Genomic DNA, 16405 nt, shown 5'->3' on the forward strand with positions numbered 1-16405 from the left:
TTGGGTTGATGGCTCGTCGCGGTCCTCTCCGCCAATTGACACGATGAAGCGCCAACCCGACATCGGAATCGCGGCTTTGCAAAATCCGGCCAGATCTATCTCGAAGTGAACGTGCGGAGTCTTGGCACTCATGTGGCACCCCCGGGGTCTTGCATGAGTTCACGAACCGCGGACGCTAGGTCCGGGGCAACGGAGATTCCATTGGTGGGATGGACAACCGTGTCGCAGCTCACCACCAGCCCGGCCCCAGTGGACTCCAAATCCTGAACCGCGTTGCCTGAAAACACCGCGTGAATCGCGATGCACACAGGCGCGGCCAAGCCCGCGCGCCGCAGATGACCAATGGTCTCGGCCATCGTGCGACCGGTGGAGACAATGTCATCGACCAGCACCGGCGTGTGGTCGCGCCAGCGCTCCACATCCGGCACCGAAACCTCGACATCCCGGTCACCTTTGCGGACCTTGTGCAGCACCACCATGGGCGCGTCCGCCCTGCTTGCGACATCGGCCACCCATTGGTTGCTCTCCTCGTCAGGGCCCACAAGCGCCGGGCGTGTCACATGGGCGCGCAGCCATGCCGCCACAGCCGGCGCCGCGTGGACGTGACGCGTTGGGATTACATAGACCTGCGACAACTTGGTGATGCGGTGCAAGTGGGGATCGACTGTTGCCAGCCAATCAAATCCACGCGACAACCAGGCTGCAAAATGCCGTGCACTCACCGTCTCACCCGGCTGGAAGCAACTATCCTGTCGCATGTAGGCGAGGTAAGGTGCGACCAGACCAACGTCGGTCGCACCGTTCTCCCGGGCGGCCGCCGCCAACAGCAGCAACGGAATCAGCTTGTCGTCCGGCCGGTCTAGCGTGCAGACGATGGCGACCCGCCGCCCCTCCACGGCAGACTCCACCCGCACATACGACTCTCCATCCGGAAAGCGCCGCACCGTCGTAGTCCCGCGCTCTGCGCCCAACGCCGAAGCCAGCTTCTCTGCCATCGCTTCATTGCCCGGCATGGCAAAAATCAGTGGCGTCATCTCGAATCTCCCACATCGATCAGCGGGTGAGCCTCCAGGTAGTCGAACGCGTAGTCCAACTCGCCGAGCGCTTCGGCATGCACGGTGAACAGCGGCATACCTCGCTCGACGCGATCCCCCAGCTTGACATGCAGTTCGAGCCCGGCAGCGGGTGCCTTCGGTGCCCCGGCGAGCTTGGCCACGCGAGCCAACCGCCGGCTGTCGATCTCACGTACCATCCCGTCACGTTCGGCCAGCACAGGCTCGCGTAGCCGCGCCCGCTGCGGCTCGCGTAAGCCCCCTTGCGCTTTGCAGATCGCCTGGAATTTGGCCCACGCGGCGCCGCTATCAAGCAACCGCTGAGCGACCAAGACGCCAGTACCCGGCTCGCTGTGACCGCAAAATTCCAACAGTTGTCCAGCCAATGCGACAGCGCGCACGCTCAGATCCTCGGGCGCGCGCTCGGCACGCTGAAGGACTGCCAGCACGTCGTGCGCCTCCAGTGAGGGACCAATGCCACGGCCCACCGGCTGCGTCCCGTCCGTACGCACTACCTGCAAGTGCAAATCAAAGGCCTGCGCTACCTGCTCCAGCATTTGCTTCAGGCACTCGTAGTCTGCGTCACTGCGCACCTTGGCGGTCGGCCCGACCGGCACATCGATCACGGAGTGGGTAGCGCCGGCAGCGATCTTCTTCGACAGCACAGATGCCACGAGCTGCGCGTCGCTGTCGAGGTCCAGCGGGCGCTCGACGCGGATCAACATGTCGTCGGCCGGGCTGAGCGCCAGCGAGCCTCCCCAGACAAAGCAGCCGCCCTCGCGTTGGACAACGCGGCGCATCTGCTCCAAATCGAGCGCCACCGGCGTCATCGTTTCGATCACGTCGGCGGTGCCAGCCGGCGAGGTAATGGCCCTTGACGACGTCTTCGGCATCGTGAGCCCGGCCGCGGTGATGATCGACACGACAATCGGCGTCGTGCGGTTTCCCGGCAATCCACCCACACAGTGCTTGTCCGCGATCGGTGCATGCCCCCAGTCGAGCCGCTTGCCCGCGGCCAGCATCGCTCGCGTCAGATCGATCGTCTCCTGCAAATCCATCCGCCCGCCGGCGCAGGCGCTTAGAAAAGCGGCGATATGTGTCCCAGGGTAGCTGCCAGCGGCGACGTCACTAATGATCGAGTCCAGAGCCGACGCGTCGAGCCTGTGGCCGTAGATCTTCGCCCGCACCTGGCTCATTGAGTCCAGCGTCGGGGCATGCGAGATCGTGATCCGGTCGCCCGGCGCGGGCGCCAGCGCTCGCCACGCGCTGTTCGAAAGCGCCGCCTCCCCCAACTCCAGCAAGGTCGGATCGACAACGTTCAGCGTGGCGATGATCGAGCGTCCGTTCAGGCTAATCAGTACTCGCGTCTGCGCCTCGAAACCCTCGGAGCGGCAAACATGGCAGTCTCGATGCATGTAGACGACATATTCCTGCTGCGTCTCGATGCCCATCCGACGCACGGCAAGACTTGCCCTGTGGCGAGGGTTCCTCATACATCGAACTCCACGTGCTGTCCCAACAACGGAACGCTGGCGGACCACCCAAGTTCCCGCTCGATGCGCTGGCGCATCGCATCAGCCGGCCCCGGCTCGCCATGGGTGACGAACACCGAGCGCGGCGCCGCTGGCGCACTGCCCAGCCACTCGATCAATTGGCTTGCATCGGCATGCGCCGACATGCCCTGCAGTGAAATCACTTCGGCACGCACGGCGACGTCCTCACCGTGAATGCGCAGGCTTCGCTCACCAGCCTGCAGCCGCGCGCCGCGTGTCCCCCCAGCCTGATAACCGGCCAGGATGATGGTGTTGCGCCGGTCCGGCGCCAGATGCTTCAGATGGTGCAGCACGCGGCCGCCGGTGGCCATGCCGCTGGCCGAGATGATCACAGCCGGGAGGGCCAGCCCAGCCAGCGCCCGCGATTCCTCCGGGGTCCTGATCATGCGCGCAGCTTTGTACATCCCGAGGCAATCTTCGAGCGACAGCTTATGTTCGGCGTGATGGCGGTGATAGATCTCGGTTGCATCTATTGCCATCGGGCTGTCGAGAAAAACAGGCAGGTCTGGAATCGCGCCCTGTTGCTTCAGCTTGTGGATCAAATGCAGCAGCAACTGTGCACGCCCCACCGCAAACGCCGGAATCACGACCATGCCGCCACGGTGTGCTGTGCGAGCAATCGCCTCACCGAGCACGGCCTGCGCATTGGGTACCGGTTCGTGTAGCCGGTCCCCATAAGTCGATTCGACAACGATGTAGTCTGCCTTGGGAGCCGGCGCAGGCGCACGCATCACCGGGTCGTCGGGGCGGCCAACGTCTCCGGAGAACAGCACTGTCGTCTGCCCCGCTGTCAGTTCGGCCGAGGCCGCGCCGAGAATATGCCCAGCCGGGCGCAAGGTCACCGTAACGTCGGGGACGACGTCCACACACTGGTCGAAAGGCAATCGGTGCAACTGTTCCATTGCGCGACGTGCGTCGTCCTCCGTGTACAGCGGCAAAGCCGTGGCGTGCTTGGAGGTGTGATGCCGGTTCGCATAGGCGGCGTCCTCCTCCTGGATTCTCCCGCTGTCGGGCAACAGCAGACCGCATAGTTCGATTGTCGAGGGCGTCGCCAGAATCCGGCCCCGGAAGCCCTGTTTCACGAGCAACGGTAACGCACCGGCATGGTCCAGATGGGAGTGTGTCAGCACCACCGCATCGATGTCGGCGGCGCTGAACGGCAACGGCTCCCAGTTCAGCAATCGCAACTGCTTGTAGCCCTGGAACAACCCGCAATCAACCAGCAGGCGCTGCCCCTGATGCTCCACCAAATACTTTGAGCCGGTCACTGTGCCGGCCGCACCGTGAAAACTGAGCTTCATCGCCTCCCCCTTTTTGTCATGCGTGGTGGTGGCGATCCGCTTGCTTGTCGCCAAAATTCGGGATGAACCGCGGGGTGTGCGACGCATAGTGCGCCCACTCCTCCCCAAATTCGCGCTCCGCCCACTTCTCTTCCGTAATGGCCAAACGCACGTACATGACCACCAGCACTGGGAACATCAGCAGTGTCAGGATGGTCGGCCACTGCAGTAGAAAACCGAACATGATCAAAACGAAGCCCACATACTGCGGATGCCGGATACGGGAGTAGGCGCCGGTGGTCGCCAGCGTATGGCTCCGCTGGTTGTGGTAAAGCACCGCCCAAGCGGCCGACAATAGCCAAAAGCCACCGCCGATGAAGATAGCGCTCAGCAGATGGAACGGCCCGAAATGCGGATTGGCGCGCCAGCCGAACATCACCTCCAGCAGGTGGCCAGCGTCATGCGACATGAAATTCACGCCGGGGAACTTCGCGCTCAGCCAACCCGACAGGAGGTAGATCGTCAGCGGGAAGCCGTACATCTCGGTGAATAGCGCCACCAGGAACGCAGAGAACGCGCCAAACGAACGCCAGTCGCGCGGGCTTTGTGGCTTGGCGAAGCTGAACGCGAAGATGATGAAAACGAGGGAATTGATGATTACCAGCGACCATAAGCCATAGGCGGGAGGTGTCGATTGGTCCATGATGGCGCTCCTCTGAGAAGAACTTAGTGGTGGTGATGCTGAGCGCCCTGAACGGGCGGTTGTTCGCTGGCCGTCGACCCCGATGGGCGGCTACTTCCGGAATCGGAACCGCGCGGCTGGTCCTCGTGACCTGCGTGCCCTCCATGGCCACCGTGCCCGTGGAAGAGGTGCAGCAGCGGACAAGCCAGCAGTAGAAGAAACGGCAACCAGCCGAACAGATGTGCCCGGTGCTCGGTGAACAGGAAGAACAGGGCAATCAACGCAAACGCAATGAAGATGGCCCCTGAACCGATGCGGCCCGACTGGCGGTGCCTGGAGAGAGATCGAAGCGACGACATGAGAACTCCTTCGCAAGGTCAAGGTTAGGGACGCCGATCGGTGCACTGCCCGGCCGCCCCTCCTAGCGGTCTATCAGTGGCAGCATCCACCGCTCTTGTGAGCAGTGCCGGTTGGGACGTCACCATGGTGGGCATGCTCCGTCTTCGCTCCGGCGCCAGTGCTAAGCGACTCGGCTTCGTAACCGGCTGCTGCCAGCGCGGCCAGCATTGCGGGCGCGGCCTGGGCGTTACCGCTGACGCGCGCGATACCGCGCGCCAGATCCACGTCGACGGCATCCACACCAGGCACTCGCTGCAGTGCATGAGTAACCGACGAGACGCAGGAGCCGCAGCTCATGCCCTTGATCTTCAGTTCGATAGTGTCCATGGAAGAAATCCTTTTAGGAGGTGACGTTGAAAATCTCACTGCGACTGCGTTCAACACAGCGCCAGACACTTTCCGGCAGTAGAGAAAGAACGCAATCGAGACGCTCGGGGCGAATGCCGACCAAGGCCGCTTTTGTTCAGTGCATTGACGATGGAACGGCGTGTTGCAACGCACCTTTGGCGGTGTCCGCACTGGATGCGCGTCAAGGCGATACGTAAGACAAAGCCGCGCACTGCCAAACAGCGACAGAGCGCTATAGCGTCAACCGGAGGAAGACGATTGGTATAGACGCGAACTTGTCCGCTGGCCGGGGATTGGACTGACGGTGCACACTGCAGCGGTCCACCTCCGGCGTGGATGCCATGCTCATCGGTAATGGCACGGCCACCGGAATGAGAGGCTTGTCATGATCCGACAGCACACGGGGAATGCTGGTTGAGGACTTTTCGCAGAAGCTGTGGCAGGCAATCTTGCCGCTATCGTCACAGCCATCATCGTCGGCATCCGCATGGTGTCCATGACTGTGGGCTGACACGTGGCCAGATGCCGGCGCTGCGGCCTTACCTGCATCCGCGACAGCGCACGCGTTTGCGATGCCGACGGCCAGACCCAACAGCCACACCAGTAGCATTTGAGCTGCCCAGCGGCGTAGATGTCGGGAGTGGAAGAACATGATTTCTGCCCAAAGAGAGGAACGGTCACACAGAGTCAGCCTAGGCGCGGATGTCCAACCTCCGGTTGATACAAATCAACCGTAAACCGTCCGACGGTTCAACTCAACAACGTCTTCAGGCCCGCAAACGCAGCGCCTGGGTCAGCAATCCCGTGGTAAATGGCCGGGATCTCGTTCTTCAAGCCCAGCAGCCCATAAACCGCGTGCATCGCGCCGCGAACCGAATATTCGACGGTGAACACTACGTCCTGAGGGATCTCAACATACTGCCCAAGCAGCGCGAAGTTCTTCGCTCCGTGCGGGATCACTGGCGGCCGATCCGAAGGCTCGCGGCGCTCAAATTCGCTGGTGATGTACGGCATCATCACCGGGATCACAGTGGTGGTACGACAGACCTCGTCAAGAATGTCCTCGCAATGCAAATGGTGCAGCAGCTCGGTGAGGATTTCCTGGCCGGTTGCCTGGGCCATCGTCTTGTCGATGTAATCGCCCTTGTTGTCCACGAAGAGCCCGTAGCCCCACAGGGTGTACATGTCTTTCGGCTGTCCGGCGAAGTGCGGCGCGTGAGGCACGACGATCGACATCAGCCAACTCGAATCCTTGAACGTCATCAGACCGCCGGTGCCTGGCGCATTGCCGGTAAAGGTCTCAATCCGGTGCACAAGCGCCGGGCTGCGCATCGTCAAGGTGAACGACTCCCACTTGCTTTCGTCGACGTTGCCACAGAACGCATTCGGCCGCCCGAGCCCAGGTTCCTTACGGGCCATGGTCTCCCACAGAGTCCAGGCGCCATCGCGTTTGTCGCGCACCAGTTCCGGTGCATGGTGGTCGTCCCCATAAGACGCGTCGGCGGTCATCGAGCCGATGGTGATGAGCACCAGATCCTCTTGCCGCACGTCATAGGCCATCGGCTGTCCGCCGCGCACCACGCGCAGCAGTCCAATTCGCCGGCCGTCACCGGTTTCAACAAAGTCGACATCCTCCACCTTTGTGCCATATTCGAACACCACACCCTGCTGTTTCAGCCATTGCTCCATCGGCCGCACGATCGCGTCATACTGGTTCAGCGGCGTGCGCCGTACGCCGGCCAACGTGTGGATACGCGGGAACTCCTGCAAGAAGCGCAACATATAGCGTTTGAGTTCGATCGCGCTGTGCCAGTTCTGGAAGGCGAAGGTCGTACGCCACATGGCCCAGAAGTTGGTCTCGAAGAAGTGCGGCGAGAAACAGTCCTCAATGCGAAGCGTATGCAGCAGCCCTTCTGGCGTGGCCAGCAATCGCATGATCTCCAACCGGTCATGGAGGTTGAAACCCAGATCGGCAGCGTCGAGGATACGGCGTTGCCCGTCGATCAGCCGGGCGTGTGAATCCGAGCGCCATTCGGCGTTGAAGGCCCAGGCCTGCTGCTTGACACTGATTTTCGGATCATCCAGCGACGGAATGCTGTCGAGCACGTTCCACAGACAGACATAAGTCTCTTCGGTGAACATGCGACCGCCCCGAGTTACATAGCCTTTGTGCGGATCACCGGAGCCATCGAGCGCACCACCGGCCACCTGCTGTTCCTCCAAGATGTGGATGTTCTCCCCCTTGAAGCCTGCGTCGCGAATCAGCAGCACGGCAGCCGACAATGACGCAATGCCGCTGCCAACCAGGTATGCGCTACGGTGCTCGTTCTTCGTTACCTCAGCCATGGAATCCTCTGATTCTGTGTGGATGCTCAATGAGCAACGCGACTTGGGAATACTTTAGGTGGGTATGCGATCGATACTTTGCGCCAGCGCAAGTTGCTGTTGAGTCTCATGCCGCCGTAATGGATTTGTCATGTTTGCTTTCCGCGACACATCCCCTATCGGCTGGGCACAACCATGGAGAAGCCACGGCGCTTGCGCCCGCGCGCGCGGCCCCAATGTCGCGGGTTGATGAAGGTCAACCTCGGCGATTTCCAAGCGTCAATACTGGGAACGCATACCAATGCGCGGTTGTCCGGCGCCTACCCAGGCCGCCCACCAACCTTCCCAGCATTGGAGACCAGACTCACTTTCAATAAGGTCGACTTGGAGAAGAATCCCATGGAACCGCGACAGCAACAGTTCTCCCTCTGGTACGTGCTCGTGACCATACTGGCCATGCTTGCAATCCAGACGCTCTTCGTGTCGGGGCATGTCGAGACGATCCCATACAGCGATTTCAAGGTCCTACTGAAGGCTGGCAAGCTCAAGGACGTGGCTATTGGTGAGCAGGCTATCAGCGGAACCTTCTCGACAGAAGGTATCGACAATCTCCTTGCCAAGCAGCAGATCGAGGAAATCCGCCGAGAGGCAAAGGGCGACCACGCCTTCTCCACGCTTCGAGTGGCCGATCCTGAGCTGGTGCAGGAGCTCGAAGCGGCAAAGGTGCGCTTCGTCGGGCAGCCCGACAACAAATGGCTGAGCACGATCCTCTCGTGGGTTGTGCCGGCCGTCATCTTTTTCGGTATCTGGAGCTTTCTCATCAAGCGCGTGGGCGGCGCCGCCGGCAGCATGATGGAAATTGGCAAGAGCAAGGCAAAGGTCTACATGCAAAAGGAGACCGGCGTGACTTTTGCCGACGTGGCTGGAATCGACGAAGCCAAGGAGGAGCTGTCGGAGATTGTTAGCTTCCTGAAAGATCCTCAGCGGTACCAGCGCCTGGGCGGAAAAATTCCCAAGGGCGTGCTGCTGGTTGGGGCCCCGGGCACTGGCAAGACCTTATTGGCAAAGGCCGTGGCAGGCGAAGCCGGCGTGCCATTCTTCAGCATGAGCGGCTCCGACTTCGTCGAGATGTTCGTTGGTGTGGGTGCAGCACGGGTCCGCGATCTCTTTAAGCAAGCCGAAACCAAAGCCCCCTGCATCATCTTCATTGATGAGCTTGACGCACTCGGAAAGACGCGAGCACTGAATGCGGTCGGCGGCAACGAGGAGCGCGAACAAACACTGAACCAGCTTCTGGTCGAGATGGACGGTTTTGATAGCAACAAAGGCGTCATCATCATGGCCGCCACAAACCGACCCGAGATACTGGACCCCGCCCTGCTTCGCCCCGGTCGCTTTGACCGCCACGTCGCACTGGACCGGCCTGACCTCAAGGGACGGGAGCAGATTCTCAAAGTTCACGTCAAGGGCGTTGTCCTCGCTCCTGAGGTCGACCTGACTAAACTCGCCGGACGGACCCCGGGGTTCGCAGGTGCCGATCTTGCCAACTTGGTTAACGAAGCCGCGCTCCTTGCCGCGCGCAAGAGCAAGCAAATGGTCGAGATGGCAGATTTCGACGAGGCGCTTGACCGGATCGTCGGCGGCCTGGAAAAAAAGAACCGCGTGATGAATCCGAAGGAGAAGGAAACTATCGCATTCCACGAGGCAGGACATGCCATCGTCGCGGAGCATCGGCCGCTGGCTGACCGTGTCTCCAAAGTTTCCATCATTCCGCGGGGCGTTGCGGCGTTGGGTTACACGCAACAGACCCCAACCGAGGACCGCTACCTGCTCAAGCGCAGCGAACTGCTTGACCGGCTCGATGTCTTGCTCGGTGGCCGTATTGCGGAACAGCTCATTTTCGGCGACGTATCCACGGGCGCACAGAACGACCTGCAGCGCGCAACCGACATGGCTCGGCAGATGATTACCCAGTTTGGCATGAGCGACCAGCTGGGCCTGGCCACGTACGAGAATATGCCGAACCCGCTCTTTGCTGGGACGGGGCTAATGCAGCGCGAACGCAATGAATACAGCGAGAGCACCGCACAGATGATTGATGCTGAAGTCCGTAAGCTATTGGCAGAAGCAAGTCATCGCGTACAAGCGACGCTGGAAGGACAGCGGACCAAGCTCGATGCTCTGGCCCAATTACTTCTCGAGAAGGAAGTGGTTGACCGCCAAGACCTGGACATGTTTTTGTCAGCGAAGGTGACGCCAATGCCTCCGCCCAAGCCCGTCGCGAATATCGAGGAGTCAACTGCAACGGGGAAACCGGACCAAAAAACGCAAGGCACATAGAGCGAAGATTGATGCCATGGCATGCCAAGAACGCAACCACGCCAAAGCGCGGCCGGCTGCCGGCAATCAATGCGTTCACCACGTGAGACAGGCGCCCCGATGGTGTATTGAGCTACCGACGCCCTCCCCGCGTGGGGGTTGTGCCACCGTCAGCCTTCGTGCCGTTGCCGAGCACTGCCCGCAACGTATCGACATGGCGCCGGCCGTGGCGCACAAGCCGATCCGGAAATCGCGAGGCGAGCCAGGCGTAAACATGGTATTTCGCCAACTTGCCGAGCCACAGTGCGGCGATGACCTCTGCGACCGGAAGTCGCGAGATCGCCGCAAACATGAGAGCGGGGGTGAGAGGCACCGGTAATGCGGCAATGACCGAAAGCGATACGACGCCGTAGTGTTCGAGCCAGTGGGTCGCATCACGCCACGCGGTGGATCGCACCACGTCCGGGTAGGCAGCGAACAACCGGTTCCACCCCAGGTGATGAAAGACGAGGTACAGCACGAGAGCGCCAACAGCGGCCCCCAGGCTGGCCAAAGTCGCGATGGACACCCAGCGGCGCGGCGCCAACAGGACTGCGGCCATCAGCAGGCTGGCAAATGGAACCGACATCGACAGTTCCGCCGCCAGTGCTGCCCCGGCAACCACCAGTGGGAACGCGCGCGAGTCGGCCCGCCGGGTTAGGGCACGGAGCAGACCGGACTGCAGGCTCAGGCGTAGCATTGCTCAGTTGCCTTCATCGCTCACGCAGACGACCTTCAAGCGTCTCCTCCTTATCGATTGCGTCTGCTGGATAGCATCAGGATGCGAGACGTTTCGCATCGAGGCACTCCTTCGAAAATTCGAACACGACCTCAGGATCGGGAGCGACCAGCTTGTTCTTCTTGCCCGCGTAGTGCAGCCGCGACAGGATGTGACGAATCAAGTTGAGCCTGGCCGTGCGCTTGTCGTCGGCGAGCACGATGTGCCATGGCGCGGCAGCCGTGTGCGTATGCATCAGCATGGCGTTGCGTGCCGTCGTATAGGCATCCCAATGCTTCAACGCCACGGCGTCGACCGGGCTCGTCTTCCACTGCTTGAGCGGATCGCGGCGCCGCTCGGCAAGTCGGCGAGCTTGCTCGGCTTTGCTGATGTCGAGGTAGTACTTAAGCAGCTTGATACCGGAATTGACGAGCATTTCCTCGAAGTGGGGCACGGAGTACATGAACTCGTCATACTGCTCAGCAGTGCAGAAGCCCATCACGCTCTCAACGCCTGCCCGGTTGTACCAGCTGCGGTTGAAGAGGACAAACTCTTCGGCGAGAGGAAGATGGGGCACGTAGCGCTGGAAATACCAGCCGGTGCGCTCGCGATCTGACGGCTTACCCAGCGCTACCACCCTCGTCTCGCGGGGGCTGAGAAATTCGATAATGCGTTTGATGCTGCCGTCTTTGCCTGCCGCATCCCGCCCCTCCAGCAGGACAAGGATGCGGTCACCACACCCGATGAAATGCCGTTGAAGCTTGACCAATTCAATTTGCAGCAGGTGCAGTTGCGCCTCGTAGTCCTCGCGACCCTGGACTCCTTTGGCAGCATCGACTCGCGCCTGGCTGGACGATAAGCCAGTTACGTGTTCGGCGTCCGATGAAGTGGTCTTTTTCTTCGACTTGCCTTTTGCCATATGCGCACCTCCGGCGTTGGCTATGGAAACGGGAGTAACGCTCCAGAGCGTCATCAGCCGTATGGCGGTTTCGTTGTTACGAAACGCTCAAATGGGCAGACAACCACATTTTGAACCTACGAACGGGTGAACAAGCTTAAGCACCTGCCAATTTTGCGCGGTTGATGTGAGTCAAGCGCCCTCCGATGTATGGTCGAATTCAGGAGGACATGGATCAGCGCGACTATTGCGCGATCCTTTGCCCGAATGACGCTCTCGTAATGTGGTCGTCATCGCTCGGTCAGGGGCGGATTCTTATAGTGGCTCCCATAGCAAGTCCTTTGAGTCCAACCACTTCAGGAGAATGCAATGAACCACACCAAGAAGACCGTCTTGATCGCAGCCGCGCTGATTTCTCTCGGCGCGAACATTTCCAGCGCAGCAACCTCCAGCAACGGGGCCCTCGCTCAGCGCGACGTCTACACCGACGGGGCGCGGGCTGCTGACGCGCGCGATCCGTACACTGATGGCGCCAAGGCTGGAAAGTTTGAGATCTACTCGGACGGCGCATGGACGGGCGACACGCGCTATCCGGCCACCGGTGGCTCGTCGAGTTGAGGCATTACGAAATGTCTACGCGATCATGGCCCTCAACCTGAGTTGACAGGTCTTGGTCGCTGCTGACCTTTTCGACGTCCAATCATCGTCTTACAGGCTTGGCGAATCCGCCGAGATGCATTGGTCGGCACAGTATCGGCCATGCTCCATCCGGTATCAAGGTTCACTTCCGCCGATGTGCGGAGGCGAGACCGAAATCCGATATTCGATGTCATTCGTTCGGTCAACAAGTTTCACCAGTACGCGGAAATACACGCGCCCACTCAGCACCGAGGTGAACACCTGGCCGTAGGAAACCTGGCCGTTGATAACCATGGGCGTCAGATACTTCGGCGGCGAATCAACGATCCCGACTTCCTTGAGTTGCGCACGCACCACGGCATCTGTGATACGGGAGCCGTCGGCACGAAACAACGCCACTAGCAAGTGGTGAGGGCGGCCGCCTCCCGGTGAAGGTGCGCCATGCGACTCCTCCAAGTCGAGCCTTTCCGAGGCGATGGCGGCGGGAATCAACCCCCAGTAGAGGACGACGCCCTCACGTTCGAGCCGCGCTTGCGCGAGCGTTTCCACCGACGGCAGCGCCAAGACACAAATCACCGCAGCGTAGGGAACAAATGAGCGCAGAGACAACATATTCACCTCCTACCGCGACTTCGCAAATATCAAACAGAGATTTCTGCGTCTTCACAGGATGACCGGCTTGCCGGGCAACCTCTGCTCGCGCCGGTCGCGCGCCGGGAAATGCTGCGTCAGGCGCAGCGTGATGGATCGTATCCCGTCGATCACACCGCGCTCATATTCGGCGCGCCGACACGCGGCTTCCATCTGGCTGCAGATCGCCTGCCATCCTTGAGCACCAACCCGCGCGTGAATGCCACGGTCGGCAACGATCTCGACACTGCGGTCCGCCAGCAATAGATAAATCAGGACGCCGTTGTTCTGCTCTGTGTCCCACACACGCAGTTGCGAAAAGACTTCAAGAGCCCGTTCCCGCGCCGTCACCCCCTTCCATAGCGCAGAGAAGCTCAACGCGCCTTCCACGGCAAAGCACAGATGCCCGACATGGGACGACTCGCTTTGAGCGATCGCTTGCCCGATGGCCCGCATCGCCTTGCGCGGGAACGCTCGCCTGACGCGCCAGTGCGTCGTCAGTAGATGGGAAAGAATTCGCTTGATGTTTTCCATCACCATTTTCCCGAGGCACCACCACCACCGAAACCACCGCCGCCTCCACCGAAACCGCCGCTGCCACCGCCGAAACCGCCGCTGCCACCGCCGAATCCCCCGCGGCCCGAGCGTGAGCCTGTAGACCAAGAGCCTCCGTGCCCAACCATGCCCGGACCCAATAGCGTATAGATGAGCGCGATCACTCCCGCCGTAAACGCGACAAAAATGGCGCCCGAAAGCAACCAAGCGACTAGGGCGACGGCGCCGCCCGCTGCAACCGCCCCCGGAAAACGGCCAAGGAAGTCTCGCAGCGCGCCGCCAAACACCAACGTCAACACCAGAATGACAGGCATATAGGACCGAACGGATACGCCTCCGTCGCGCGTCGACCGTGAGGGGGGCGGCAGTGCTTCACCCTCAATCACGGCTTGCATACTCTGAACACCGTCTTTCACGCCGCCATAAAAATCGCCAGTCTTGAACCGCGGCGAGATGACTTCGCTAATGATGCGCTTGCTTGTCGCATCGGTTAGGACACCTTCCAACCCGTACCCGACTTCAATGCGAAGTGTGCGGTCGTCTTTAGCGATGATCAGCAGTGCGCCGTCGTCGACGCGCTTTCGCCCCAACTTCCATTGCTCGACCACGCGCAGCGAATACTGTTCGATGGCTTCGGGCAGTGTGCTGGGCACGATCAGTACAGCGATCTGCACGCCCTTTTTGTTTTCGAAGGCTTGCAGCGTCTGTTCTAGCTCTGCTAGTTGCCCAGGCGTGAGTGTGCCGGTCTGGTCAGTCACCCGCGCCGTCAAGGGTGGCACGGCAACTTCGGCAACCGCCCCAAAAGAGACGAGCGCAGCCGCTGCCACAAGCAAGCCACGCGCGATTTTGAGGAGGTTCACTTGGAGCTCCCCGGCGCACTGGCGGACGGCGAACCGAATTCCACCTGGGGCGGCTTGGCAATGGCCGTCTCGTTGGCAACGGTGAAATTGGGCTTCTCCTGATAGCCGAAGGCCTTCGCGGTCAGATTCGATGGAAATGAGCGCACGGTCACGTTGTAGCTCTGTACCGATTGGATGTACCGATTTCGTGCAATGGTGATCCGGTTCTCGGTCCCCTCAAGCTGTGCTTGCAGATCGCGAAACCCAGCATCTGCCTTCAACTGCGGGTAGTTCTCCGACACGGCAAGGAGTCGGGACAGCGATCCGGTCAACTGCTGCTGCGCCGACTGGAATCGGGCAAACGCCTGCGGATCATTGAGCAACGCAGGCGAGGCTTGGATGGCGCCGACACGCGCGCGAGCCTCAGTCACCTCCGTCAACACCTCTTTCTCATGACTTGCGTAACCCTTGACCGTGTTGACCAGGTTCGGTACCAGGTCGGCGCGCCGCTGGTATTGGTTCACGACTTCAGACCAGCCTGCCTTGACCTGTTCATCCTGCGCTTGAATGGTGTTATAGCCGCACCCCGAGAGGCTGATTGCCAAAATTACCGCAACAACGACTGACCATGCTGCTCGCATCAGACACCTCCATTTTCGAGATTCTTAGCCCCGGAGGCATGGGAACACCGCGCATGGGCCAACCATGCCGTTCCTGCCACACAAGAGCCCATGCCGCTCCGGGTGTCCTGTTTCCATGCTAGTCACTCGGGCGGCGAATTTGTTGATGTCGCTCAAGGCCCACAATCGCGACCCCCGAGGGGACGGTCTTAATACCAAACTGGACTGCCAGTGAATAGAATGACCCAATCGGATTTGGGCAGGAGCGTCTTATCATGCGGACTGTCGGCGAAATTGCACTCTCCATCTCGACCACGTCGACGCTGGAAGCCACACAAACCGAAATTGCCGAGCACAAGGGCTTCGGCCATCCGGACAGCCTGTGCGATGGCGCCGTCGAGGCGGCAGCCTGCGCCCTATCCCGAGCCTATCTGCAAGCATACGGAGCGATTCAGCACTTCAACCTGGATAAGGCGCTGTTAATCGGAGGCATCAGCCAGCCACGGTTCGGCGGCGGCAAAGTTCTGCGTCCCGCGCGGCTGATCGTCTGCGGCCCCGTGACCGAGTTGCCGTCGGCTTCGGCCACGTCACTCGTCGAGCAATCCATCCGCGAATACCTGGTGGCAACCTTGGGAAAGGCAGGCAATGACATCGGCATCGAGCTTGTTTTGAGGCCTTCGGCGCCGAATCTTCAGCGTGTTATCCAGCAGGCGGCGCTTCCGCTGGCCAACGACACCTCCTTCGGCGTCGGGTACGCACCCCGCTCCCGACTCGAAGACACGGTCCTTTGCGCTGCGCGCGTCCTGCGCTCCAACGAATTTCGCAGCGCCTTTGATGCGGCTGGGGCGGATTTTAAGATCATGGGGCACCGGCTGGGCGCGCACTTCGGCCTTACCGTGGCGCTCGCACTCGTCGACCGAGACGTGGGAAGTATTGAAGACTATTTCACACTCAAGGGCCGATTGGCAGCGTACCTGGCTGGGTGTCTGCCGACGGCGTGCCATATCGGGATCAACACCCTGGATGACCCAGCTACGCTTGACGAGAGCGGAATTTACCTGACCGTGACCGGGTTAAGTGCGGAGCACGGCGACGATGGCGAGGTCGGCCGCGGCAATCGCGTCAACGGCTTGATCACGCCGTACCGCCCGATGTCATTGGAAGCGGCAGCGGGAAAGAATCCGGCCGCGCATGTCGGCAAGCTCTACAACGTGCTGGCACATCGATTGGCGGCGAGCATTCATGCCGACATCGAAGGCGTGGATGAAGTGACGGTCAGGCTGCTCTCGGCAATCGGCCACCCGGTCGACCAGCCTCAGTTGGTGGCGATCGACCTTGCAGCGGCGGGTGGGTTCTCCGCTGCGCGGCAGCGGCAAGTTCGCGAGCTGACCGCGCAGCATTTGGCGGCGCTTCCAGCGCTGATACGGGAGTTGGCCACGGGTGCCATCGCCGTCTTTTAGCGGAGCGCTGCATCGTTGCTTTCGAGGCCCCATTGCTTGTAGCGGCGCC

16 protein-coding genes are annotated in these 16405 nt (G+C 60.9%); 3 read left to right on the plus strand and 13 right to left on the minus strand.

Features of this window, described 5'->3' with window-relative positions; all coding sequences use genetic code 11:
* Window positions 1-128: 128 nt before the first annotated feature.
* From V6657_RS27030 to V6657_RS27060, 7 genes are all read right to left on the minus strand, one after another.
* Window positions 129-1034, minus strand: coding sequence for a ribose-phosphate pyrophosphokinase (locus V6657_RS27030; RefSeq protein WP_004635153.1), 906 nt, complete (start codon window positions 1032-1034; stop codon window positions 129-131).
* Window positions 1031-2545, minus strand: coding sequence for a thymidine phosphorylase family protein (locus tag V6657_RS27035; protein WP_004635154.1), 1515 nt, complete (start codon window positions 2543-2545; stop codon window positions 1031-1033). The genes V6657_RS27030 and V6657_RS27035 overlap by 4 nt, the downstream gene beginning before the upstream one ends.
* The gene (locus V6657_RS27040; protein ID WP_004635157.1) at window positions 2542-3906 is read right to left on the minus strand and encodes an MBL fold metallo-hydrolase; all 1365 of its coding nucleotides are present in this window, start codon (window positions 3904-3906) and stop codon (window positions 2542-2544) included. The genes V6657_RS27035 and V6657_RS27040 overlap by 4 nt, the downstream gene beginning before the upstream one ends.
* Before the next feature lie 16 nt (window positions 3907-3922).
* A complete protein-coding gene (locus tag V6657_RS27045) occupies window positions 3923-4588 on the minus strand; it encodes an isoprenylcysteine carboxylmethyltransferase family protein (RefSeq protein WP_004635159.1) in 666 nt (221 codons plus the stop codon).
* A 23-nt stretch (window positions 4589-4611) separates the two neighbouring features.
* Entirely contained in the window at window positions 4612-4926 is a 315-nt protein-coding gene (locus V6657_RS27050; protein ID WP_004635160.1) for a DUF2933 domain-containing protein, read from the minus strand.
* A gap of 73 nt (window positions 4927-4999) precedes the next feature.
* A complete protein-coding gene (locus V6657_RS27055) occupies window positions 5000-5293 on the minus strand; it encodes a heavy-metal-associated domain-containing protein (RefSeq protein ID WP_004635162.1) in 294 nt (97 codons plus the stop codon).
* A gap of 771 nt (window positions 5294-6064) precedes the next feature.
* Window positions 6065-7660: an oleate hydratase gene (locus tag V6657_RS27060; RefSeq protein ID WP_004635167.1), complete on the minus strand. Its 1596-nt coding sequence runs from the start codon at window positions 7658-7660 to the stop codon at window positions 6065-6067.
* 378 nt (window positions 7661-8038) lie between these two features.
* Between V6657_RS27060 and ftsH the strand changes: the two genes are divergently transcribed.
* The gene (gene ftsH, locus V6657_RS27065; protein ID WP_009241692.1) at window positions 8039-9979 is read left to right on the plus strand and encodes an ATP-dependent zinc metalloprotease FtsH; all 1941 of its coding nucleotides are present in this window, start codon (window positions 8039-8041) and stop codon (window positions 9977-9979) included.
* 112 nt (window positions 9980-10091) lie between these two features.
* Here the strand turns inward: ftsH and V6657_RS27070 are convergent, their stop codons facing one another.
* Complete coding sequence (locus V6657_RS27070; protein ID WP_009241693.1) at window positions 10092-10697, minus strand: VTT domain-containing protein; 606 nt, start codon at window positions 10695-10697, stop codon at window positions 10092-10094.
* A gap of 76 nt (window positions 10698-10773) precedes the next feature.
* Window positions 10774-11634, minus strand: coding sequence for a polyphosphate kinase 2 (gene ppk2 / locus V6657_RS27075; protein WP_004635170.1), 861 nt, complete (start codon window positions 11632-11634; stop codon window positions 10774-10776).
* Window positions 11635-11982: 348 nt separating this feature from the next.
* Between ppk2 and V6657_RS27080 the strand changes: the two genes are divergently transcribed.
* Window positions 11983-12231 carry a hypothetical protein gene (locus V6657_RS27080; RefSeq protein WP_004635173.1) on the plus strand — a complete coding sequence of 83 codons (249 nt, stop codon included), beginning with the start codon at window positions 11983-11985 and terminating at the stop codon, window positions 12229-12231.
* Window positions 12232-12387: 156 nt separating this feature from the next.
* Here V6657_RS27080 and V6657_RS27085 read toward each other — a convergent pair whose 3' ends face one another.
* The 4 genes from V6657_RS27085 to V6657_RS27100 are packed head-to-tail and all read right to left on the minus strand — an operon-like array spanning window position 12388 to window position 14917.
* Entirely contained in the window at window positions 12388-12864 is a 477-nt protein-coding gene (locus V6657_RS27085) for a hypothetical protein (RefSeq protein ID WP_009241694.1), read from the minus strand.
* A gap of 51 nt (window positions 12865-12915) precedes the next feature.
* Window positions 12916-13416, minus strand: coding sequence for a TPM domain-containing protein (locus tag V6657_RS27090; RefSeq protein WP_004635178.1), 501 nt, complete (start codon window positions 13414-13416; stop codon window positions 12916-12918).
* On the minus strand, window positions 13416-14297 hold the full coding sequence (locus V6657_RS27095) for a YgcG family protein (protein WP_004635180.1): 882 nt from the start codon (window positions 14295-14297) through the stop codon (window positions 13416-13418). The genes V6657_RS27090 and V6657_RS27095 overlap by 1 nt, the downstream gene beginning before the upstream one ends.
* Window positions 14294-14917: a LemA family protein gene (locus V6657_RS27100; protein WP_004635183.1), complete on the minus strand. Its 624-nt coding sequence runs from the start codon at window positions 14915-14917 to the stop codon at window positions 14294-14296. Before V6657_RS27100 ends, V6657_RS27095 begins: the two co-directional genes overlap by 4 nt.
* A 254-nt stretch (window positions 14918-15171) precedes the next feature.
* Here V6657_RS27100 and V6657_RS27105 point away from each other — a divergent pair, with 254 nt between their 5' ends.
* The gene (locus V6657_RS27105) at window positions 15172-16356 is read left to right on the plus strand and encodes a methionine adenosyltransferase (RefSeq protein ID WP_004635185.1); all 1185 of its coding nucleotides are present in this window, start codon (window positions 15172-15174) and stop codon (window positions 16354-16356) included.
* Window positions 16357-16405 lie beyond the last annotated feature (49 nt).

It is taken from the genome of Ralstonia sp. RRA, from assembly GCF_037023145.1.
Lineage (GTDB): Bacteria > Pseudomonadota > Gammaproteobacteria > Burkholderiales > Burkholderiaceae > Ralstonia.